The sequence below is a fragment of the Streptomonospora halophila genome, from assembly GCF_039542725.1.
In the GTDB taxonomy this organism is placed as follows: domain Bacteria; phylum Actinomycetota; class Actinomycetes; order Streptosporangiales; family Streptosporangiaceae; genus Streptomonospora; species Streptomonospora halophila.
Map to the genome: position 1 here is coordinate 89,022 of NZ_BAABIK010000007.1, position 20,582 is coordinate 109,603.

General features: G+C 75.3%; 22 protein-coding genes. 10 read left to right on the top strand and 12 right to left on the bottom strand.

Going from position 1 to position 20,582, the window contains the following annotated elements:
- Position 1: 1 nt before the first annotated feature.
- The 3 genes from ABEA15_RS08295 to ABEA15_RS08305 all read left to right on the top strand — a co-directional run bounded on the left by ABEA15_RS08295 (position 2) and on the right by ABEA15_RS08305 (position 2,067).
- Positions 2-769 carry an SDR family NAD(P)-dependent oxidoreductase gene (locus ABEA15_RS08295; RefSeq protein WP_345556151.1) on the top strand — a complete coding sequence of 256 codons (768 nt, stop codon included), beginning with the start codon at positions 2-4 and terminating at the stop codon, positions 767-769.
- 649 nt (positions 770-1,418) lie between these two features.
- Positions 1,419-1,805, top strand: a complete 387-nt coding sequence (locus tag ABEA15_RS08300; RefSeq protein ID WP_345556152.1) for a VOC family protein — start codon at positions 1,419-1,421, stop codon at positions 1,803-1,805.
- A gap of 109 nt (positions 1,806-1,914) precedes the next feature.
- Positions 1,915-2,067, top strand: coding sequence for a hypothetical protein (locus tag ABEA15_RS08305; protein WP_345556153.1), 153 nt, complete (start codon positions 1,915-1,917; stop codon positions 2,065-2,067).
- Between the two features lie 154 nt (positions 2,068-2,221).
- Here the strand turns inward: ABEA15_RS08305 and ABEA15_RS08310 are convergent, their stop codons facing one another.
- Both ABEA15_RS08310 and ABEA15_RS08315 read right to left on the bottom strand, forming a co-directional pair.
- A complete protein-coding gene (locus tag ABEA15_RS08310) occupies positions 2,222-2,845 on the bottom strand; it encodes a class I SAM-dependent methyltransferase (RefSeq protein ID WP_345556154.1) in 624 nt (207 codons plus the stop codon).
- Between the two features lie 382 nt (positions 2,846-3,227).
- Complete coding sequence (locus ABEA15_RS08315; protein WP_344143123.1) at positions 3,228-4,115, bottom strand: alpha/beta fold hydrolase; 888 nt, start codon at positions 4,113-4,115, stop codon at positions 3,228-3,230.
- Positions 4,116-4,246: 131 nt separating this feature from the next.
- Between ABEA15_RS08315 and ABEA15_RS08320 the strand changes: the two genes are divergently transcribed.
- Positions 4,247-7,573: an ATP-binding protein gene (locus ABEA15_RS08320; protein ID WP_345556155.1), complete on the top strand. Its 3,327-nt coding sequence runs from the start codon at positions 4,247-4,249 to the stop codon at positions 7,571-7,573.
- Between the two features lie 217 nt (positions 7,574-7,790).
- Here ABEA15_RS08320 and ABEA15_RS08325 read toward each other — a convergent pair whose 3' ends face one another.
- Entirely contained in the window at positions 7,791-8,198 is a 408-nt protein-coding gene (locus tag ABEA15_RS08325) for a RidA family protein (protein WP_345556157.1), read from the bottom strand.
- Between the two features lie 141 nt (positions 8,199-8,339).
- Between ABEA15_RS08325 and ABEA15_RS08330 the strand changes: the two genes are divergently transcribed.
- The gene (locus ABEA15_RS08330) at positions 8,340-8,717 is read left to right on the top strand and encodes a winged helix-turn-helix transcriptional regulator (RefSeq protein WP_425579373.1); all 378 of its coding nucleotides are present in this window, start codon (positions 8,340-8,342) and stop codon (positions 8,715-8,717) included.
- Positions 8,718-8,756: 39 nt separating this feature from the next.
- Here the strand turns inward: ABEA15_RS08330 and ABEA15_RS08335 are convergent, their stop codons facing one another.
- Together ABEA15_RS08335 and ABEA15_RS08340 are read right to left on the bottom strand one after the other, a co-directional pair.
- On the bottom strand, positions 8,757-9,854 hold the full coding sequence (locus ABEA15_RS08335) for a winged helix DNA-binding domain-containing protein (RefSeq protein ID WP_345556159.1): 1,098 nt from the start codon (positions 9,852-9,854) through the stop codon (positions 8,757-8,759).
- A 52-nt stretch (positions 9,855-9,906) separates the two neighbouring features.
- Positions 9,907-10,515, bottom strand: coding sequence for a DinB family protein (locus tag ABEA15_RS08340; RefSeq protein WP_345556160.1), 609 nt, complete (start codon positions 10,513-10,515; stop codon positions 9,907-9,909).
- A gap of 61 nt (positions 10,516-10,576) precedes the next feature.
- Here ABEA15_RS08340 and ABEA15_RS08345 point away from each other — a divergent pair, with 61 nt between their 5' ends.
- Positions 10,577-11,590, top strand: coding sequence for a helix-turn-helix transcriptional regulator (locus tag ABEA15_RS08345; RefSeq protein ID WP_345556161.1), 1,014 nt, complete (start codon positions 10,577-10,579; stop codon positions 11,588-11,590).
- Positions 11,591-11,614: 24 nt separating this feature from the next.
- On the opposite strand, the gene ABEA15_RS08350 is transcribed toward ABEA15_RS08345, so the two are convergent.
- Positions 11,615-12,301 (bottom strand): DUF899 domain-containing protein, encoded by a 687-nt coding sequence (locus tag ABEA15_RS08350; RefSeq protein WP_345556162.1) that lies wholly within the window; start codon positions 12,299-12,301, stop codon positions 11,615-11,617.
- A 245-nt stretch (positions 12,302-12,546) separates the two neighbouring features.
- Complete coding sequence (locus ABEA15_RS08355) at positions 12,547-13,491, bottom strand: NADP-dependent oxidoreductase (protein ID WP_345556163.1); 945 nt, start codon at positions 13,489-13,491, stop codon at positions 12,547-12,549.
- An 82-nt stretch (positions 13,492-13,573) separates the two neighbouring features.
- Between ABEA15_RS08355 and ABEA15_RS08360 the strand changes: the two genes are divergently transcribed.
- A complete protein-coding gene (locus ABEA15_RS08360; protein WP_345556164.1) occupies positions 13,574-14,143 on the top strand; it encodes a TetR/AcrR family transcriptional regulator in 570 nt (189 codons plus the stop codon).
- Between the two features lie 935 nt (positions 14,144-15,078).
- Here ABEA15_RS08360 and ABEA15_RS08365 read toward each other — a convergent pair.
- Positions 15,079-15,315 (bottom strand): hypothetical protein, encoded by a 237-nt coding sequence (locus ABEA15_RS08365; protein ID WP_345556165.1) that lies wholly within the window; start codon positions 15,313-15,315, stop codon positions 15,079-15,081.
- A 260-nt stretch (positions 15,316-15,575) separates the two neighbouring features.
- Positions 15,576-16,268: a TetR/AcrR family transcriptional regulator gene (locus tag ABEA15_RS08370; protein ID WP_345556166.1), complete on the bottom strand. Its 693-nt coding sequence runs from the start codon at positions 16,266-16,268 to the stop codon at positions 15,576-15,578.
- A gap of 53 nt (positions 16,269-16,321) precedes the next feature.
- On the opposite strand from ABEA15_RS08370, the gene ABEA15_RS08375 reads away from it, so the two are divergent.
- Positions 16,322-17,446 carry an FAD-dependent oxidoreductase gene (locus ABEA15_RS08375; protein ID WP_345556167.1) on the top strand — a complete coding sequence of 375 codons (1,125 nt, stop codon included), beginning with the start codon at positions 16,322-16,324 and terminating at the stop codon, positions 17,444-17,446.
- A gap of 84 nt (positions 17,447-17,530) precedes the next feature.
- Here the strand turns inward: ABEA15_RS08375 and ABEA15_RS08380 are convergent, their stop codons facing one another.
- Together ABEA15_RS08380 and ABEA15_RS08385 are read right to left on the bottom strand one after the other, a co-directional pair.
- Complete coding sequence (locus ABEA15_RS08380; protein WP_345556168.1) at positions 17,531-17,908, bottom strand: hypothetical protein; 378 nt, start codon at positions 17,906-17,908, stop codon at positions 17,531-17,533.
- A gap of 24 nt (positions 17,909-17,932) precedes the next feature.
- Entirely contained in the window at positions 17,933-18,484 is a 552-nt protein-coding gene (locus tag ABEA15_RS08385) for a hypothetical protein (RefSeq protein WP_345556169.1), read from the bottom strand.
- Between the two features lie 143 nt (positions 18,485-18,627).
- On the opposite strand from ABEA15_RS08385, the gene ABEA15_RS08390 reads away from it, so the two are divergent.
- Positions 18,628-18,963, top strand: a complete 336-nt coding sequence (locus ABEA15_RS08390; protein ID WP_345556239.1) for a winged helix-turn-helix transcriptional regulator — start codon at positions 18,628-18,630, stop codon at positions 18,961-18,963.
- A gap of 94 nt (positions 18,964-19,057) precedes the next feature.
- Here the strand turns inward: ABEA15_RS08390 and ABEA15_RS08395 are convergent, their stop codons facing one another.
- Positions 19,058-19,801, bottom strand: coding sequence for a class I SAM-dependent DNA methyltransferase (locus ABEA15_RS08395; RefSeq protein WP_345556170.1), 744 nt, complete (start codon positions 19,799-19,801; stop codon positions 19,058-19,060).
- A 163-nt stretch (positions 19,802-19,964) separates the two neighbouring features.
- Here ABEA15_RS08395 and ABEA15_RS08400 point away from each other — a divergent pair, with 163 nt between their 5' ends.
- The gene (locus ABEA15_RS08400; RefSeq protein ID WP_344143141.1) at positions 19,965-20,432 is read left to right on the top strand and encodes a DUF6653 family protein; all 468 of its coding nucleotides are present in this window, start codon (positions 19,965-19,967) and stop codon (positions 20,430-20,432) included.
- Positions 20,433-20,582: the final 150 nt, after the last annotated feature.

Sequence of the window (20,582 nt, forward strand, 5' to 3'; positions counted from 1 at the left end):
CATGCGGCGCAGTTATGTGGTGACCGGAGCCGGGCGCGGGATCGGGCGCGCCATCGCCGAGCGCCTCGTGGAGGACGGCGGGGCCGTGGTGGCGGTCGACGCCGACGAGCGGGCGCTGCGGTGGGCGGCGGATCGGCCGCAGTTCCTGGCGGCGGTGCCGGGCGACGCCGCCGAGGAGGCGGTGGCCGAGGCCGTGGCAGAGGAGGCCGAGCGGTTCGGCGCCCTGGGCGGCTGGGTGAACAACGCCGCGGTCTTTCGCGACGCCGACCTGCACGCCACGGCTCCCGCGCGGATGACGGAGCTGATCACCGCCAACCTCGCGCCCGTGGTGACCGGGTGCGCGGTGGCGGTGCGCCGGTTCCTGCGGGCGGGCACCGGCGGTGCGATCGTCAACGTCTCCTCCCACCAGGCCCAGCGCCCCGTACCCGGCGCCATGGCCTACGCGAGCGCCAAGGCGGCCGTGGAGGGCCTGACGCGGGCCCTGGCCGTGGACTACGGGCCGCACGGGGTGCGCGCCAACGCGTTGGCGCTGGGGTCGGTGGCGACTGAGCGCTACACGGCCCTGCTGGCGGGCCAGGAGCCCGGGCAGGCGCTGCGCACCCGGGAGCAGATGGCGCGGCTGCACCCGCTGGGCCGGGTGGGTGAGCCCGAGGAGGTCGCCGACGCGGTGGCCTACCTGCTCGGCGACCGGGCCGGGTTCATCAGCGGAGCCGTGCTGCCCCTGGACGGCGGCCGCTCGGTGCGCGGGCACGACCCCGAGGAGGCCTGAGCTTGGTTCTCAACCTGGTCGGGCGTGGTGCTCCTGCAGGCTGACGGCGCGTTCGACGGTCCTTCCCACGTCATGGCGCGGTGCCCGGCCCCGGTTCGTCGATCCCCGTGGAGGCCCGGGACCCGCAACCGGGGTCGGGGCGCACCGGCGCGACAGGCCGCCCTCGCGCGGACATTGCCACGGGGCGGGCCGAGCGAAGCCGGGTGTGGGCGGCGGTCACCAGCCACATCCACCGGCCGGCCGCCTCGGGGCTGCGCAGGCGCGGCACCGTCCACCCCGGCGTCTGCTTGAGCATCCGAAAGGTGCTCCAGGTCGAAGCGCCGCAGGAGCGCCTGCCGGAGACGGTCCGGCAGGGCCACCTGTTCCGGGGTCGAGGACCAGAGCCGCACCGGCGGGTCGACCTCCGCGCTCGGCGGCGACGCGCCGACTGTTGCGGGGTCGTCATCGTGCCGGTGCACGCGGCCTCCCTCGCACTCAACGCGCACACCCGCTTACCCGGCAGTCTCCGAGCCGGGGGCGTCCGGCTCCGGCAGGGTGGTCGCGGCGTTCGGCGGCCGCGCGGCCGCTCCGCAACCGCAGGCGGGAGGCGGGCGGGATCGGCGGGTATCGCGGACGGAAGCTGTCCGGGTGTGCTCCTAGAGTCGCGGCCATGGCCACCGACACCACGTCCGCACCGGTCTTCCGGTATGCGGCCGTCACCTTCGACTGCCCGGACCCGGCCGCGCTGGCCCGCTTCTACAGCGGCCTCCTCGGTCTGCCCGCGGTCTTCTCCAGCGACCACTTCGTCCTGCTCGGCCGGGAGGGCGAGGCGGGACTGGGGTTCAACCGGCTGACCGACTACCGCCCTCCGACCTGGCCCGACCCCGACCAGGAGAAGCAGGCCCACATCGAGCTGGGGGTGGACGACCTGGACGCCGCACAGGCCCACGTGCTGGCCCGGGGCGCGTCCGCGCCCGCGAGCCAGCCCGACCCCGACCGCTGGAGAGTGCTGCTGGACCCCGCCGGCCACCCCTTCTGCATCTCCACCCTGGTCTGACCGCACAGCCGGCCCGCGGCGCCGGGCGGCGCGGCGGGCCGGCGGCGCAGCCCGGCCACGCTCGGCTGCCGGCCCGGGCCTTTGCGAAGCTCCGGTCGGTCGTGGGACCGTGCGGCCCGCCGAGGACGCCACCGGGTTCCAGGCGTCGGCGCGCCGCGGGGTGGCGGAGCCGACCTTCGCCCGGCCGGTGCGCCACCGCCGCCTGGCCCGCGACCACGAGCGCGACCCGGCCGGCGCCGAACCGTGGTCACGGCCGCGGTGATCCGGCTGAGGCGCCTTTCCAACGGTCTCTCCGGGGCGGAGTCTCCTTTCCCTCGAAGCGCCGGTGCTGAGGAATGGCGTGACGGCTGTCCGTCCGCCCCGCCTGAGCAGGGGCGGGGCCGACAGCGGCGGACCGGCTCTCCTGCGGGGCGCCTTCAGCGGCGGCGCAGCTTGAGGACGCTGTCGGTGCGGTGGCCGCCGGGGCTGGGGTGGGCGCGCTCGCGCTCCTCGGCGACCTGGACCTCCCACTCCGCCTCCGGCAGCTCCAGCGACTTCAGGACCTCGGCCGCGGTGGGCTGCTCGACGTGGGAGCCGACCTCCTCCTCCCACACGCGCGCGCCGACGTGGCCGACGATCAGCAGCGTCCCGCCGGAGGCGACGCGCGAGGCGGCGGTGCGCAGCACGGGCTCGCGCGGCAGGTCCTGCCAGGAGTGCAAAAAGCACGCCGAGACCAGGTCGAAGCGGCCCTCGGGGAACGAGGACCCCAAGCTGTGGCGCTGGAACTCGGTGCGCTCGCCCACGCCGGCCTCGTCGGCGCGGATGCGGGCGCGCTCCAGGGCGATTCCGGAGACGTCGACGCCGACCACGCGCCACCCGCGCCGCGCCAGCCACACCGTGTCGGCCCCCTCGCCGCAGCCCAGGTCCAAAGCGGTGCCGGGCTCCGTGCCGGTGGTCTCGGCGACGAGGGCCGCGTTGGGCTCGCCGCTCCACACGCGCCGGCTCTCGCTGTAGCGGGCGTCCCAGAACCGCTGTCCTGCCGTGCCGGTGTCGTCGTTCATCGGGCGGTCCCCCCTTGTCCTCGCGGTCCCTGCGGCCCGGCGGCGGCTCCGGTACCGGGCGGCGCCGCCGCGCCTATGCGGGGATCCTGCGACCGCCACCGGACCGCGGACAAGCGGCGTTGCCGTTCCGGCAAGTCCGCCTGCGCTGCTCTTGACCGAGCGCCGCCGAGCGGGACCGGGCGAGGACAGTGCGGTCCACCCGCGCACCGCCCCGGGAAGCCGCGGGCCCGGGGCGCTGCCCGTGCTGCCCGCGCTGTGGGCGGTCCCTCCGGCAGCCGTGCCCTCACCCGCCGCCGGAGGCGCCGCGCTTCATGCGCCCTTGCCGGTGCCGGGCGCGTGCCCGCGCACACGCCCGGCACCGCCGCCGACCGGACCCGAACCCTCAGCGCTCCAGCAGGGCCCGCAGCGCCTTGACGACCTCGGCCGGGGCCTCCTCGGCCATGAAGTGGCCGCAGGAGACCGTGGCGTGGTCCAGGTCGGGCGCCCAGGGCCGCCACATCGCGGCGGCGTCGTAGCCCAGCACCGCGCCCCAGTCCTGTTGCAGCACCGACACCGGCATCGCCAGCTGCCGGCCGGCCCGCTGGTCGGCCTCGTCGAGGTCGGCGTCGACGCCGGCCGACGCCCGGTAGTCGGCGACGATGGAGTCCACCGCCGCGGCGGACTTGGCCACATAGGCCGCGCGCAGGTGCGGCGGGATCGCGGCGGGGTCCTGGGACCAGCTGTCCAGGAAGTGGCCGAAGAACGCCTCGGGCGCGCCGGCGATGAGCTTCTCGGGCAGGTCGGCGGGCTGGGCCATCAGGTACAGGTGGAAGCCCACCGCACCCGCCCGCCCGTGCAGCGCCTCCCACATCTGCGGTACGGGCAGCACGTCCAGCGCGGCCACGTGCGTGACGGTGCCGGGGTGGTCCAGCCCGGCGCGCAGCGCCACCAGGGCGCCGCGGTCGTGGCCGGCCACCGCGAAGCGGTCGTGTCCCAGCGCGCCGGCCAGCGCGACGACGTCGGCGGCCATGGTGCGCTTGGCATAGGTCGCGCCGCCGCCCGAGTCGGCGGGCTTGTCGCTGTCGCCGTAGCCGCGCAGGTCGGGGCAGATCACAGTGTGGTCGGCGGCCAGGTCGGCGGCGACGTGGCGCCACATCAGGTGGGTCTGGGGGAAGCCGTGCAGCAGCACGACCGGGCTGCCCGAGCCCCCGACGGCGACGTTGAGCTCCACCCCCTCGGCGCCGGGCAGACGGCGGTAGTCGAATCCTTCGATGCGCGGTTGCGGTTCCACGGCGGGCTCCTTCTCGCGGTTGCGTTGCGGTACTCCCGCAGCCTGCCGTGCGGCGATGAGCAGCCGATGAGCAGCGGCCAAGTGCCGGCGCCCGGACGCCGCACCGGGTGCGCCCGGCTAGATTCGATACCATGACCAGCGATTCCGACGACCCGGCCGCGGTGCGCTTCGCCGTGCTCGGGCCCTTGGAGGCCGTCGGCCCGAACGGGGCGTCGGTACTGAAGGGGCCGCGGCAGCGGGCCCTGCTCGCGCGGCTGCTGGTGGCCGGCGGACGGGTCGTGCCGGTGGACCGGCTGGTGGAGGACCTGTGGCCCGAGCAGGCGCCCGACGGCGCTGTCGCGGCGATCCGCACGTTCGTCGCCGACCTGCGCCGCGCGCTGGAACCCGCCCGGCCGCCCCGCAGCCCGGCCCGCCTGCTGGCCACCGCCGCCCCCGGCTACGTGCTGCGGGCCGCACCGGGCGCGGTCGACGCCGACCGGTTCGAGGCGGGGGCGGCGCGGGGCCGCGCGCTGCTGGCCGACGCGCGGCCGGGCCCGGCCCTGGAGGAGCTGGAGCGGGCCCTGCAGCTGTGGCGCGGTCCCGCCTACGCCGAGTTCGCCGACTACCCGTGGGCGCGCGGCGCCGCCGAGCGGCTGGAGGAGCTGCGCCTGGCCGCCGTGGAGGACCGCGCCGAGGCGCTGATCGGGTCGGGCCGGGCGGCCGAAGCGGTCCCCGACCTGAGGGCCCACGTCGGCGCCCGCCCGCTGCGCGAGGACGCCTGGCACCATTTGGCGCTGGCGCTGTATCGCTCGGGCCGCCAGGGCGAGGCGCTGGCGGCGCTGCGGCGGGCCCGCCGCACGCTGGCCGAGGAACTGGGCGTGGAGCCGGGCGAGCGGCTGCGCACGCTGGAGGCCGACATCCTCGCCCAAGCGCCGCGGCTGAGCCCGCGTCCGCCGGAGCAGGGCCCGCCCGCCCCCGCGGCGCCCGCGCCGCCGCGCCCGCCGGCGCACCCGCTGCTGGGCCGCTCCGGCGAAACCGGTGAGCTGGAGCGGGCCGCCGAGCGCGCACAGCAGGGCGGCACCGTCACGGCGCTGATCGCCGGCGGCGCCGGGGCCGGCAAGACCGCGCTGGCCCGCGACCTGGCCGCGCGCCTGTCGGCGCGGGGGTGGACCGTCGCCTGGGGCGAGTGCCCCGAGCACGAGGGCGCCCCGCCCGCCTGGACCTGGGAGCGCATCGCCGCGGCGCTGGCGGCGGCCTCCTCCTCCGCCGCGGCGGGGGTGTCCGCGCCCGCGGGCGCGGACACCCCCGCCGACCCCGCCGCCGCCCGGTTCCAGGCCCTGCGCCGCGCCGTCGCGCTGGTGGAGGCGGCCGCCGCCGGCGCCCCGGTCCTGCTGGTCGCCGACGACCTGCACCGCGCGGGCGAGGAGACCCTGGAGCTGCTGGCCGGGGTGGCGGCTCACCCGGGCACCCCGCCGGTGCTGGTGGTGGGCACCTACCGCAGCGACGAGATCACGCCCGCGCTGACCCGCGCGCTGGCCCGCCTGGCCCCGCGCGAACCCCTGCGCCTGTACCTGGAGGGGCTCTCCCGTAGCGACACCGGCCGGATCGTGGCCGAGACCGCCCGGCGCGGCGCCGACGAGGCCGCCGTGGCCGCGATCCACCGCCGCAGCGGCGGCAACCCCTTCTACGTGCGCGAGCTCGCCCGCCTCTACGCCGACCAGGGCGCCCGCGCGCTCGACACCGTCCCGCCCGGGGTGGGCGACCTCATCCGCCACCGCCTGGCCGGCCTCGACCCGGCCGCGCGGCGGCTCGTGGGCCGGGCCTCGGTGATCGGCCGCGACGTCGACCCCGGGGTACTGGCCGCCGTGGCCGCCGAGGAGGGAGGAGACGGCGACGGCATGCTCGACGCCCTCGACGCCGCGCTGCAGTCCGGTTTCCTCACCGAACCCGAGCCGCGCCGGCTGCGCTTCTCCCACGTCCTGGTGCGCGACGCCGTCTACACCGGGCTGTCGGGGCCGCGCCGGGCGCACTGGCACGGCGCCGCCGCCCGCGCCCTGGAGCGGCTGCGCCCCGGCGAGGCCGCGTCGCTGGCCCACCACTTCGCCCGCGCCGACACCCCCGGATCCGACGAGCGCGCCGCCGTCTACGCGCGCGCGGCCGCCCGCGGGGCCGAGGACCGCTTCGCCCCGCACGAGGCCGCCCGCCTGTGGCGCGAGGCGGCCGAGGCGTGCGAGCGCAGCGGCGCCCCCGTGCGGGTGCACCTGGAGGCGGTCATGGGCATGGTGCGGGCGCTGGCGGTCACCGGGCGGCTGGAGGAGGCCCGCGCCCACCGGGGCCGCGCCGTGGAGGCGGCCGCCGGATTGGACGACCCCGAGCTGCTGGGGCGGGTCGTCACCGCCTTCGACGTGCCGGCGCTGTGGCCGCGCAACGACGACGAGGGCCTCTCCGCCCGCGTGGCCGGCGCCGCGCAGCAGGCGCTGGCGGCGTTGGAGGCCGCCGCCCCCGACGGCGGCGACGAGGAGCTGCGCTGCCGCCTGCTGATCACCCTCGCGCTGGAGCTGCGCGGCGATCCCGGCGAGCGCGGACCCGGCGCCGCCCGCCGGGCCGAGGCCCTCGCACGGCGCGGGGGCGATCCCGCGCTGCTGTGCGCGGCCCTCAACGCCGGGTTCATGCAGTCCTTCCACACCGCGGGAGGGGCGCGGCGGCGGGCCGGTATCGGCGCCGAGCTGGTCGAGGTTGCCTCCGGCGCGGGCCTGGTGGCCTACGAGGTGCTGGGCCGGCTCGTGCAGATGCAGGCCCGCAGCGCTCTGGCCGACTTCGCCGCCGCCGACGCCCACGCCGACGCGGCCGGCGAGCTGGGCGAGCGCTACGAGATCGGCGGCGTCGCCGTGTTCACCGGCCTGTATGCGGCCCTACGCGCGGCCGCGGCGGGCCGCTTCACCGAGGCCGAGCACGCCTACCGCGCCGCGGCCGGGCCGCTGGCGGGCTCGGGCATGCCCGGCATGGCGCGCGGCGCCGTGCCGCTGGCGCTGCTGTGCCTGCGGCTGCAGCCGGGCGGGCCCGACCCCGCCGACTGGGCGGATCTGGCGGGGGCCGAGTGGGGGCCCTACGCACCGTGGGCGCTGCCGCTGGTCGGCATGGGCGCGGCGGCCTCTCATGCGCCGCCGCCCGCGCCGGTGGGTCTGCTCAACGAGGCGCTGACCTGCCTGGACGCCCGCGTCGCGCGCGCGGTCGGCGATCAGGGCCGGATGCGGCGCGCCTACGAGCGGTTGCTGCCGGCCGCCGATGAGCTGGCCGGGGCCGGCAGCGGCCTGGTCGCGCTGGGGCCTGTCGCCCATCACCTGGGCGACCTCGCCCGCGCGCTGGGGTGGGGGCCGCAGGCCGAGGACCACTACCGCCGCGCCCGCACCGTCGCCGAACACGCGGGGGCGCCGCACTGGGCGAGCGCCGCCGAGCGGGAGCTGCGCGCGCAGGCCTGAACCCGCCGCGGACGGGCGGGCCCGCGCCGGCCACCGGGCCGTTGATGGTCATCCGGCCGATGCTGGGCGGCAGGTCCCCCCCGGCCCGCCCCCGCCGAGGGCCAGGCCGGTCGCTGCGGCGGTCGGGTCGGCAGCGCGAGGCGGTTGACGGCGGCGACCGGCATCCGCCCCGGCGCCCCCGCGCCGCGCTCCTTTCAGAGACCCGCGCGGCGCCGGCTCAGTCGAGGACCGCGGTCGCCTCGACCTCCACCAGGTGCTCGGGTACGTCCAGCGCCGCCACGCCCACCAGCGTGGCGGGCGGGGCCGGGGCGGCCCCCAGCTTCGCGGCCGCCCGCGCGACGCCCTCCATGAAGGGGGGCATCTTGTCGGGGGTCCAGTCGGTGACGTAGACGGTCAGCTTCGCGACGTCGTCGAAGGAGCCGCCGATTCCGGTCAGGGCGGTGGCGACGTTGAGGTAGCACTGCTCGACCTGTGCGGCGAGGTCGCCCGCGCCGACCACCCTGCCTTCCGCGTCCCAGGCCACCTGACCGGCGACGAAGACCAGCTTGGAGCCCGTGGCCACCGCCACCTGCCGGTAGGCGCCGATCTCCGGCAGTCCGCCGGGGTCGATCAGGGTGATCGCCATCGTGGGTGCCTCGTTCCCCTCGTGGTGCGAGACCGTCGGGCGTACGGCTCCGGCGGTGCTCTCTTGCGGTTACTCGGAAACCGTAGGAGAGTGTGCGCTGACATGGAAGAACGTACTTTTCGGTGACTGGGGAACCTTATAGTGACCACGCAGTACACGGGCTCGCCCGAGGACGCGGACCTGGCGCGGGCGGACTCGCTCGCGCGGGAGATCTTCTCCGACGTCGCCAACAAGTGGGCGCTTCTGATCATCGAGTTCCTCGGCGACGGCACCCTGCGCTTCAACGAGCTGCGCAACATGGTCGAGGGCATCAGCCACAAGATGCTCACCCAGAACCTGCGCATGCTGGAGCGCAACGGCCTGGTCGAGCGCACCGTGCACCCGACCGTGCCGCCGCGGGTCGAGTACACCCTCACCGAGGCCGGCCGGGGCCTGCGCGCGACGGTCGACACGATGTGCGGCTGGACCCGCCGCTACATCGGACACATCGAGGCCTCCCGCCGCCGCTTCGACACCTGAGCGGGCCGGCCGAAGCGCCGCCCGGCGGGCGCGCGGCGCTCAGCGGGGCTGTTCGGCGATGCGCACCCGGCGGCTTCGGCCCGGCGACAGCAGCGACGCCAGCGCCCGCCCCTGCTCGGCCACCTCGGCGCGCTCGGTGCCGGAGAGGCCGCGCAGCGGGGTCACCCCCACCGCGCCGTCCTCCACACTCCAGGTCGCCGCCACCCGGCCGTCCACCAGGACGAAGCGCGCCCCCGTCACCGACAGGCCGCGGTGGGCGTCGTCGATGATGCGCGTGCGGTCGTGGTAGCCCAGCACCGCGTTGTCGAAGGCGGGCAGGAACCGCACGGGAGCGGGGGTGGCGGGGTCGGGGCGCGGCGCGTCGGGCAGGTCCAGCAGCCGCCGGCCGCGCTCGTCGCGGAAGGCCACCAGCTCCTCGCGCATCGCCGAGACCGCGGCCGGGAGCCCGGCCAGACCGCACCAGGCGCGCAGGTCGGCCGATGCGGCGGGGCCGAACGCCGCCAGGTAGCGCCGTACCAGCGCCCGGCCCACGGGATCGGAGGCGTCCGGCTCCAGCGGGTCGGCCGCGCGCCCCAGCCACGACGCTATCGCCATGTGGCGCACGCCCGCCGTCTGCCGCCACAGTCTGCGCGGCGGCAGCTGCACCAGCGGCACCAGTGCGCCGATCATCTCCCCCAGCGCCCGGGCGCCCGGCTCGGGCCGGTGGTCGGCCAGCTCGCGGGCGAGCTCGGCCGTCGTGCGGGGCCGGCCGTCGGCCGCCACCTCCCGGGCGGCCGCCGCGAGCGCGTCGAGGTCGACCCCCGCGAACTCGCGGCGGTAGACGCCCAGGACCCGCTGGCGCAGCATGGTCTCGTGCCGGGTCCGCCAGGCCAGGGCGTCGTCGGCGGCGAGCAGGTGGACGGTGCGGCGCATGAGATGGGTGCGCACCACGCGCCGCCCGGTCAGCAGGTCGGACAGCTCCGCCGGGTCGAAGGCGCGCAGCCGCGACCAGAGTCCGGCGAAGGGTTCCTGCGGTTCCTGGGCCTGCATGCCGCACAGGTGCGCGACCGCGTCGAGCACCGGCATGGGCGAGGGTTCGAGCAGCAGCTGGCGGGCGAGTGTGGCGCGGTTGAGCGCGCGGCTGTCGAGGAGCTCCATCGCTTCCTTCGGGCGGCGGTGCGGACGGCGGGTGCGCGGCGGTCGGCACCGGTCAGGTCGAGGTCTGGCCGTCGATCGACTCGCGCAGGATGTCGGCGTGTCCGGCGTGCTGGGCGGTCTCGGCGATGACGTGGATCAGCACCCGGCGCACGCTGTGCGCCGCTCCCGGCTCGTTCCAGGGCGCCTCCGGCAGCGGATGGGTCCTCGACAGGTCCTCCACGGAGGCGACGACCTCCTCGGTGCGGGCGGCGACCCGCGCGTAGCGGTCGAGGATTGCGGCCAGCGTCTCGCCGGGCTGCATCGCGAACTCCCTCTGGCGGTCGATCGCCCATTGCGGCATCTGCCGCGCGGTCCCGGCCATGAGGTCGTCCCAGGTGACGCCGTCGGGAAGGGTGAAGCTCATCGCCGAGGCGCCCTCGACGGCGAAGCGCATCCAGGCCTCCTCGGTGGAGGCGACGTGCTTGAGCAGCCCGCCCAGGCACAGCGCGCTGGCCGTCGGGCGCTCACCGGCCTGCGCGTCGCTGAGCCCGCGCACCGTGCCGATCAAGAACGCCCGTGCCATGGCGAGTTCGGCGAGCAGGTCGGCCCGCTCGCCGCCGAGCGCGGCGGTCGTGGTGGGTGTGGTGTTCATGGCGGAGTCCTTCCGGTCGTCGTCGGTCATAAAAGAACAGTCGCAGCAGGAGCGGACAGGTTGTGTCCTCTTCTTCGGCCAGGATGGATTCATGCCGAAAACCTCAGCGCGGTTGCTGTCCCTGCTGTCCCTTCTCCAGGCACGCCGGTACTGGCCGGGCGCGGTGCTGGCCGAGCGGTTGGCGGTCAGCCCGCGCACGGTGCGCCGCGACGTCGACCGGCTGCGCGAGCTGGGTTATCCCGTCGCGGCCGACAAGGGCCCCGACGGCGGGTACCGGCTCGACGCCGGCGCCGAGCTGCCGCCGCTGCGGTTCGACGACGAGCAGGCCGTCGCGCTCGCCGTGGCACTGCGGATCGCCGCCACCACCGGCGCCGGCATCGAGGAGGGGGCCGAGCGCGCGCTGAACACCGTCCGCCAGGTCATGCCCGCACGGCTGCGCCGCCGCATCGACACCTTCCAGGCCACCGCGGTCGAGCGGGCGGCGGCGGGGCCGCGGCCCCGGGTGGACAGCGGGGTGCTGATGGCGCTGAGCGCGGCCGTGCACGCCCGCGAGGTGCTGCGCTTCGACTACTCCCGCGCCTCCGCGCCGGAGCCCGGCCGCGACGACCCGGCTGCTGCGCCCCGCCGGGCGCAGCCCCACCACCTCGTCACCTGGGGCGGGCGCTGGTACCTGGTCGCCTGGGACCTCGACCGGCAGGACTGGCGCACCTTCCGCGCCGACCGGATCACCCCGCGCACGCCCACGGGCCCGCGCTTCACCCCGCGCGAGCTGCCCGGGGGCGATGTGGCCGCCTTCGTCTCCGCGCGGTTCCAGGGCGGGGCCTCCGGCGGGTGGCCGTGCCGCGGCGAGGCCGTCCTCGGCCTGCCCGCCGCCGAGGTCTCGCGCTACCTGCGCGACGGCGTCGTCGAGGAGATCGGACCGCACCGGTGCCAAGTGGTGCTGGGCTCGTGGTCGTGGCCGGGGCTGGCCGCCACCCTCGGCATGTTCGACGCCGATATCGAAGTCGCGGGCCCGCCCGAGCTGGCCGCGGCCTTCGCCCACCTGGCCCGCCGCTACGCCGCCGCCGCGGCCTCCGCACCCGCCGAGGACCCGGCGCGGAAGTGAGCGGAGGGCCCGGCGCCGACGCGTTCAAGCCTCCGTTCCGTAGAGGGCGGCGAGGTCCTCGGAGCCGGGCCAGCCGCTGCAGGCGGGCGACCGGGGCCAGCCCTCGGGCGAGTCCTGCCACTCCTCCCGGCGCCCGTAGGGCAGCACGTCGATCAGCGCGAAGGTGTGGCTGAGCTGCTCGGTTCCGCGGCCGTCGGTGTGCCAGGTGCGGTAGGCGGTGCCGCCCTCGCGCAGGAACACGTTGAGGGCGAACCCGCCGCCGGGCGGGGCGCCGACGTCGGCGCCGAACGGGCTGTTCGCCGTGGAGTACCAGGTCATCCGGTTGCCGACCCGGCGCTTGTAGGCCAGCGCCTCCTCGATCGGGCCCTGGGTGACGACCACGAACCGGGCGTCGTAGTTGCCCAGGAACTCCAGCCGCGTGTACTGGGAGGTGAACCAGGTGCAGCCCCCGCACTGCCACCGCTCGCCGGGAAACCACATGTGGTGGTAGACGATCAGCTGCGAGGCGCCGCCGAAGACGTCGGCGAGCCGGACGGGGCCCTCCGCGCCCTCCAGGGTGTAGTCGGGCATCTCGACCATCGGCATGCGGCGGCGCTGGGCGGCGATCGCGTCGAGCTCGCGGGTCGCGGCCTTCTCCCGGGCGCGCAGCTCGTCGAGCCGGCGCTGCCAGGTGTCGGTGTCCACGACGGGCGGCAGGGCGTTGGCGGCCATGGCTTCCTCCCAGGGGTGTCCGGCCGCGGCGGTCGCGGCCGAGTCGCGTGTGCGGTCCACCTGGAGGGGGACCGCACACGCCGCCCGAACTCATCGGTCCCCCGGCGGTCGGGCCGGGGGCGGTTGCGCCCCCAGCCGCCGCAGGCGGTCGAGTGGCCCAGGGGCGGGTTGCGCGCGTGCGGGCGGGTGCGTCGCAGGGAGCGGACGCGCGCCTGCGCCGCGACGGGTGTCGCATGGCGCGGTGTTCAGCGGAGACGGGAGTCCAGCGTGACGACGATCTTGCCGTGGACGTGGCGTCCGGCTTGCAGTGTCACGGCATCGCGGATCCGCTCGATCGGGAAGGTCGCGGCGATCGGCACGGTGATCGCGCCGGCGAGGATCGCGTCGCTGATCCGCTTCACGGCGTCCGGCTCCGCGTCGAAGCCACCGGTCGCGCGGACACCGCCGGGAGGATGGGCACCCGCGGCGATCGTGGAGATCCGCTCGGGCGCCACGCCGAGCGCGAGCGCGGCCTCGGCCGTTTCGGTGCCGAACAGGTCGGTGGCCGCGGACACGCCCTCCGGCGCCAGGGTCCGCACCCGCTCCGCCAGCCCGGGGCCGTAGGCCACGGGCTCGGCACCGAACCGGCGCAGGAACGGGAACGTGCTCTCCGCGGCGGTCCCGATCACTCGGGCACCGGCGAGCTTCGCGAGCTGCAGGGCGAACACGCCCACGCCGCCCGCGGCGCCGCCGACCAGGACGGTGTCGCCGGAGCGCGGGTCGATCGCCTCCAACGCGGCGGCGGCGGTCAGGCCGGCGACGGGAAGCGTGCTCGCCACCTCGTCGCCGATGCCCTCCGGCGTGTGCCACAGCGGCTCGGTCGCATCGGCGGGCACCGCCATCACGACGAAATCGGCGGCGGCCCTTCCCAGCGCGCCGCCGTAGACGCGATCGCCCACGGCGAATCCCGCAGCGCCGGTGCCGACCTCGTCGACGACCCCGGCGAAGTCGTAACCGAAGCCGGACGGCAGGGTGATGCCGAACCGGGCGGCCAATTCGGGCTGCGAGGCGATACCCCAGTCCATGGGATTGAGACCGGCCGCCGTCACGCGGACGCGGACCTCGCCCGGCCCGGCGTGGGGCTTGGCGACCTCGCGCACCTCCAGTACCTCGGGATCTCCGAACGCCTCATAGACGACGGCTCTGCTCATGGGTATCTCCAACACGAGAGTGACGGGACTTGGTCCCATCACTGTACACGAGTGACGGCACCAAGTCCCGTACACTGTCGCCATGGCCCGATGGCAACCCCACGCATCCGAGCGACTCGTCGCCGCCGCCCTTGAGCTGTTCGAGGAACAGGGCTACGAGAAGACGACGGTGATCGAGATCGCGGAGCGCGCCGGGCTCACGAAGAGCACCTTCTTCCGGCACTTCCGGGACAAGCGGGAGGTGCTCTTCGGCAGGGGCACGGTGGCCGGCCTGCTCGCCGACGGGATCGGCGCGGCGCCGGCCGGCGCCGGTCCTCTCGACGCCGTGGCCCATGCGCTGGACGTGATCGGAGAGCAGGTCTTCACTCCCGACCGCCGCGAATTCGGCGCCCGCAGATCGGCGGTGATCGCCGCCAACCCGGAGCTGCGCGAACGCGAAGCGCTGAAGGAACTCGGCCTCACCGCGGCGATGACCGACGCGCTCAAGCGCCGCGGCTTTGCCGACCTGACCGCGCGCGTGGCCGCCGAACTGGGCGCGCTCGCCTGCACGGTCGCCTACGAGCGCTGGAGGCACGCGGCCGACCGCGACGACTTCGGCGACGTCGCCCGGCGCACCCTCCGGGAAGTGCAAGCGGCGAGCGCTTCGTGCTGAGGGCGGGACCTCGGTAGGGCGCGCCCCGCCGTCCGCGCACCCGGAGGGGCGCTCGCTCCTCACCCTCACCCTCGGCCGCGGCCGCTACGCGGGCCGCGCAGCCGTTTCCACCGCCACCACCGTCGCCTCCGGGCTCGGCGGCGGGCCGGTCGGAGCAGGCGCCCGCCGGCCGGCTCGGACGAGCCCACCGCACCGTGTAGGAACCGCTGTCGGCCGTGCCCGCCGACGGCTGCGGCCGCCCCTGCGCGGCAGCCCGGGCCGTCACCGCCCGCGGGTTGCGTGAGCCCCGGCGGCATCGCCGGCCGCCCCGTCCTCGCCGCCGAGTTCCGTTGCACCGCCGGAAAAGGGCTTCGGGAGTCCGCTCCGCCCTCGCTTCCGATAACGCTCACTTATCGGAAGCGAGGGCTCCGCGATGGTTCCGTTTTCTGTTTCGTGGTTCCGTTTGTGATTAACGTAATCATCAACGTAACAACGAAAACCTCCCCGCCGGCGGCCGGGCGGACGGTCCTCCGACGCGGCACGGGACCTCGGGGCGCAGGGGGCATCCAAGCGGGGCCGGCGCCGGCCCCCGGGGGCGCCCCGCGGAGGCGTTGACACAGGCCCCATCGACGTGCCCACGCTCACCACCGCGACGCCTGCCCGTGCTGGAGCGGCACATCAGCGAGACCGGCCTCGTCGACGAGCCCCGCCCCGCCCGACCTCCGACGCGCTGCCGTCGAAGTCGACCACGACACGCAGCAGCCAGGCGCGTGCGCGCGCAGCCGGCCACGATCGGCAACTGCGACGGCTAAGCAGACCACCACGGCGTGAAGGAGGCCGTATTCCTCCCCGGCCCCCCGCCGTCGACGGGCGCAGTACCGTCGGCGAGCCCCGTCGCAGGCCGGCCGCCCGTTAGCGCCGCCGGCCTGCGACGGCGGTGCCGAACGACGCGACGGTCAGCGCACTGCTGGTGAGATCCCGCCGGTCAGGGGGAAGACCACCAGGGTCGTGCCGTCATCCAGCCGACTGACACGCCCTTCGGAGAACTGAGCGGTTTCGCCCTCCTGAGCGTCCAGGTGCGTCCCCGCTGTGGAGACCTCATCGCGGGCCTTGTCGACGTAGGAGGCGGCTTCCTCGCCGCCGACTTCCTTGGCTGCGTCAAGTGTCCCGTTCGTGGCCGCGAGCCATTTCACGGCCGCCTGGGATGGAGGGGATGACGCACTTCCGCTGGCGCCCTCCAAGCGAACGCGGGAATAGAGTTATACCGGTGTCCCACAGGTGCTTGGCCGCATCGCTACCACCCGCGCTGCCCCGGGAAGCGCGCCTGCGGGCCACATGATGCCCTGACCAGGTCGTTTGGCGTCAAGGTTTGCGGCTGAACCGGTCGCGCAGCCTGGTGCGCAGGACGTCGGCGCCGGGCGGTGCCCCGGATGTCACCTGGAAGTCCGGAGCGTCACGCCGGCGGCCGGGCGAGTTTGGCGGCCACGGCGTCGAGGACCCACTCCAGACCGGTCGCGAATGACTCCTCGGCCTCCACCTCCGCGCCGTCGTACACGGCCTTGGACAGCGCCGGGAAGCGGCCCGTGGCCAGCATTTTCCTCAGGTGCGGGCCGGAGGCGGGCTGCCATTCGCGCTTGGACAGGCCCGTGGCGCGCTCGGCCCGCAGGTTCGCGATCTCGCGCCTGATCGCGCCGGTGGAGTAGGCGCTGACGGTCTCCACGGCGTGGCGGACGGTGTCGAGGTCGGTGAGGCCGTCGAGGGCGGCCAGCGTGGCCTCGGTCACGGCAAGCGCGTTGGGGCCCAGGGTCGGACGTCCGCCGAGCAGGTCGGCCAGCCATTCGTGGCGAAGTGCGGCCTGCCTGGTGCGGTGGGCGCGGATGCGCAGCACCTCCCGCCAGTCAGCGGGCTGCTCCTCGGGGAGGATTTCGGCGTGGATCTCGTCCACCATGAGGTCGAACAGCTCCTCCTTGGTGGAGATGTATCCGTACAGCCGCATCGGGCCGGCGTCCAGCCGGGCGGCGACCTTGCGCAGCGATACCGCCTCCAGTCCGCCCACGTCGGCCAGCGCGATGGCGGCGGCAACGATTCGCCCCCGGTCGAGCGGCGCAGGGCGAGGCGGCGGCTCGGGCCGGTCCCACACAGTCATTCCTACACCGTACCGTTGCGATACATCGCGACAAAAGAATACAGTGTATCGATATGGGACACCGTATCGCCGTGGTCGGGGCCGGCCCCGCCGGGCTCACCTTCGCCCGCGTCCTGCACCGCCGTGAACACCCCGTCACGGTCCTCGAACGCGATCCCGCCCCCGACGCCCGTCCCCCGGGCGGCGCATTGGACCTGCACCAAGGACTCGGCCAGCTCGCTCTGGAGAAGGCGGGGCTGCTGGCGCAGTTCCAGGCACTATCGCGTCCCGAGGGACAGGCCATGCGCATCCTCGACGCGGACGGAACCGTCCTCCGCGACTGGCACCCCCGTCCGGGCGAGAGGGCCAATCCCGAGATCGACCGCGGGCAGCTCCGTGACCTGCTACTCGGCCCATTGGACGTGCAGTGGGGGCGGGGCGTGACGGAGGTGGTGCCGCAGCCCCGGGGCGGCGTGCTGGTCCGTTCCGCGGACGGGCGCCAGGAGACGTTCGACCTCGTGATCGGCGCGGACGGCGCCCGGTCCCGCGTCCGCCCGGCGGTCTCGTCCGCGGCGCCGCACTACACCGGCGTCACCTTGGTCGAGACCTCCCTGGACGACGTCGACACCCGCCACCCCGACCTGGCCCGGCTGGTCGGCGCGGGTTCCGTGGCCGTCTACGGCGTGAACCGCGCCCTCGTCGCCCAGCGCAACAGCGGTGGGCACCTGAAGGTCTACGCCCAGTTCCGCGCGCCGCTGGACCGGCACGCGAACCCGGACCCGTCCGACGCCGAGGCCGTGCGATCACGCCTGCTGGCCCTGTTCGACGGCTGGGCCGCTCCCGTCCTCGACCTCCTCCGCCGCGGCACCGCCTTCGTCCACCGCCCCCTCCACGTCCTGCCCGTGTCCCACACCTGGGCCCACGTCCCCGGGGTGACGCTTCTGGGCGACGCCGCCCACCTGATGCCCCCCTTGGGGGCGGGCGCGAACCTCGCGATGCTGGAAGGCGCCGAACTCGCCGAGTCCGTCGCCGCCGCCACCGGTCCTGGAGATCTGGACGACGCCATCCGCGCCTTCGAGGAACAGATGTGGGCGCGGGCCGCCACGTGGGCGGAGATCACGACGGCCGGGCTGGAGCGCCTCGTGAGCCCGGACCCCGCCGAAGCCCTCGCCCTCTTCGACGAGGTCCAGCCATCCTGACTGCCGCGCGCGAGCACCGCCGCCCGCGGCTCGCGACGGCCTCGTGAACGGGCACAGCGGTGCCGCGGTCTACCGGCACCCCGGTCAGGTGTGTCGCCTGAGCCGATCCAGGCCGTGCGCGGCATCGCCGAAGAGGAGGTCCAGCACCTCGCGGCTGTGCTGATTGCCCGCACCGGCGGCGGCGATCGTCTGCACGGCCGGATAGCCCCGCAGGCCGACCTCGGTCGGCCGTCCGGCGGAGATGATCGTGTAGACCTCGCGGATCGGGTAGGTGTGCACGGCTCTGATCTGCCGGGCGAGTCCGTCGGCGCCCGAGCCGGCCAGGAGTTCGCCGAGGACGTTCTCATTGCGCACCGCCAGCTCGATCCAGCCGAGATAGGTCTCGTCGCTCGGCCATCGGTGCGCCACGCCGGGCGAGCGCATCGCCGACTGCTCGTAGGGGGGAAGCGGCTCGACGCGCAACCGCTGGACGTCGCGGTGTTCGCTCTACGGGTGCGCCACGTGCTCGATGAGGTAGCGGTGGAACTCCTCGGGCGAGGCGTGCGTCCGTGGAACGAAGCAGAGCACGAAGGCGGGCATCGGCGGAGGGCCCTGCAGGGCGGGATCGTTGATCCGGTCGATGAGCGTGCGGCCCCTGGTGGCGGGTGACAGAAGCGCACCGATGCGGCCGATGAAGTTGCGCGCGTCGTTGGGGATGGCCTCCTTCGGGAGTGGATGGTTGCCGAATGCGGCCAGGTCGGCCTCGGACAGGAAGAGCCCGTGCGGTATGCCCTGCGGCTGGGCCACGCCGGGGCCGTCGAACGACAGGCCCTGGACCGCCGGCCATAGGTCGGGCCGGTTGGCGTCCAGGCGCAGCTGCCGGTACTGCCACAGGCCCGCCACGCGCGCGAACATGAACCCGTGCACGTCGCGCCAGTAGTCCTCGCACACGTCCTGCGGGAGATCGCCGCGCCACCAGCAGAAGGACGTCACGGCCGGCCCGGCGGCGTTCTCAAGAGCGGCCGTGTCCACCGCTTCGGACGATGATCCGGTATCCACGGGTCGAGTCTGCCATCACGACGTCCGCCGGCGACATCGCCAAGACGCCGCCCGGCCCGCCGCGCGTGCGCCGCCGGCGTCTACCTGCCTTCCCGTGCTCCCGGGAGGCGAGCGGTCCACGCCCCGGCGCCGACCGCTCCCAGATCAGAGCGCCGCACCGCGAACTGCTCGACCAGGTGCTCGACAAGTGGTCGCTTCAGGTCCTCGACTCGCTGTGCGAGCAGCCCTCGCGCTTCAACGAGCTGCGCCGGGCGATCCCCGTCGTGACGCAGAAGTCGCTCACGGCGACGCTGCGGCGCCTGGAGCGCAACGGGATGGTCGAGCGTGTCGTCACGAGCACGCGCCCGCTCGCCGTGGAGTACCGCATCACGCCGCTCGGCACCTCGCTCCAGGAGCTCATCGACGCGCTGCTGCGCTGGACCACCGCCACCATGTCCGATGTCGAGCGCGCACGCGCGCGCTTCGACGTCGAGGCGTAGCCGGGCGGCCGACGCCGACTCCCCGCGCCGTCCTGCATCGCGTCCTGGCCGAGCGGCCCGGGGCCCGCGACGCCGCGACGTCCTCGCGCGGGTCTCAGGCGGCGGGCTTCTCCCAGACCGAGACGTGCTCGGTGCTCTCGTGGGTGAAGGGCTCCTGCGACCATCCCGACCAGCGCTCGGCCAGGCGCAGCCCGGCCATCCGCGCCATCAGGTCCAGTTCGGCGGGCCAGACGTAGCGGAAGGGGATCGAGCGGCAGCTCCCGTGCCCGTCGTGGGAGACCTCGACGTAGTTGGAGCTCATGGACTGGGTGGCGGTGTCGTAGACGTCGAAGGCCAACCGCGCGGGCCGGGTGGCGAAGTGCACGACGTTCTGGCCGGGCGGGAGCAGGCGCAGGCCCGGAACGCCCGCCTCCACGACGAAGCGGCCGCCGGGTTCGAGGTGCTCGGCGGCGTTGGCGAAGCAGTCCACCTGCGCGTCCTGGCTGGTGAGGTTCATGATCGTGTTGAAGACCAGGTAGACCAGCGAGTAGCGCCCGGGCGCGCGGGCGGTGGCGAAGTCGCCGATGGTCACACCGATGGCCTCGGAGCCCGGCTTGGCGCGCAGGCGCGCCACCATCGCCTCCGACAGGTCGATGCCGTGGACCGCCACGCCGCGCCGTGCCAGCGGAAGGGCGATGCGCCCGGTGCCGATTCCCAGTTCCAGCGCCGCTTTCCCGGCGGCCAGCCGGTGCAGCACATCCGCCGTGGCCTCGACGGCGCGGGGCTGGAACATCGCGTCCGAAGGGTCGTCGTAGGCCGCCGCGACGTCCTCGCCGAAGTGGTCCGCGTGTTCGTGCATCGCACGAGGTTAGCCCGCTCCCCCCGCCGGCCGCCTCCGGTTTTTCCGGTCCGGCCGGGTTCCCGGCGCTGTTGCCCGCACCGGTCGGCGGGCGTAGCGTGCTGCGCGGTGCACCGCCCTGGTCGGCGGAGAACCGTCGGATCCGACAGGAAGGGACGTGTGCATGTCCGCCTTTTCCCCCGGCGCCCTCGCGCGCCTGCGCCGCGCCGTCTTCGCCCGCCACAGCAACCCGTGGAGCGCGTGGTCGCGGTGGGCGAGCGCCCCGCTGATCCTGGTACCGGTCTGGACCCGCAGCTGGAAGCACGCCGCGCTGGTCGCGGGGTGGATGGCGCTCAACCCGGTGCTGTTTCCCGAGCCGGCCGACGACAGCGCGTGGGCGACGCGGGCGATGCTCGGCGAAGAGCGCTGGATCACCGAGCGCCCGCGTGATGCCGCGGTGGCGGTGCAGGCCGCGACCTCGGTCGCGAGCACGCTCGCCGTGGTCGCCGCCTACCGCCGCCGCCCGGTCGGCGCGGCTGCGGCCATGGCGGCGATGATGGGGCTGACGATGGTCTACTGGGAGCAGATGGCCCGCTACTACGACCGCCGCGCCGCCGACACCGACGCTTACGACGACACGGACGAGGACTGACCCGTCCGGCCCGGAGCAGCGCGGTCCGGGCCGCCGCGCTCGGCGGCGGCCCTCAACGGCCGGGCGTGTTCCGGACCGCTGCCCCGGGACAGCCCGGCGCCGCGGCGCCGCTGAGGCAACGCCGCACCGCGCCGGACGGTTGCCCAACGG